This is a genomic window from Vogesella mureinivorans, from assembly GCF_007644035.1.
Lineage (GTDB): Bacteria > Pseudomonadota > Gammaproteobacteria > Burkholderiales > Chromobacteriaceae > Vogesella > Vogesella mureinivorans.
The window spans coordinates 1-343 of sequence record NZ_VMTV02000690.1 but is presented as its reverse complement, the minus strand read 5'-3'; the positions used below and the strand labels follow the sequence as shown (position 1 = coordinate 343).

1 protein-coding gene is annotated in these 343 nt (G+C 47.8%); it reads left to right on the top strand.

What is annotated here, in order from left to right:
* Positions 1-343: EF-Tu/IF-2/RF-3 family GTPase (locus FLQ44_RS17755; protein ID WP_240801329.1), on the top strand; the 343-nt coding region annotated here is incomplete at both ends.

Below are 343 nucleotides of genomic sequence, written 5' to 3'. Positions count from 1 at the left end.
CCCGGCAATCAAAGGTATCAATGAAGATGAAACCGAAGGTGAACGTCACGCAAGCGATGACGAACCGTTCGCAGCTTTAGCATTCAAAATTGCAACAGACCCGTTCGTTGGTAACTTAACCTTCTTCCGTGTGTACTCAGGCGTAATCAACTCTGGTGATACCGTTTACAACTCAGTTAAACAAAAACGCGAGCGTTTCGGTCGTATCGTACAGATGCACGCAAACAAACGTGAAGAAATCAAAGAAGTTCGCGCGGGCGATATCGCTGCGGCAATCGGCTTAAAAGACGTTGGTACGGGTGACACATTATGTGCACAAGACGCACCAATCATCCTTGAGCGG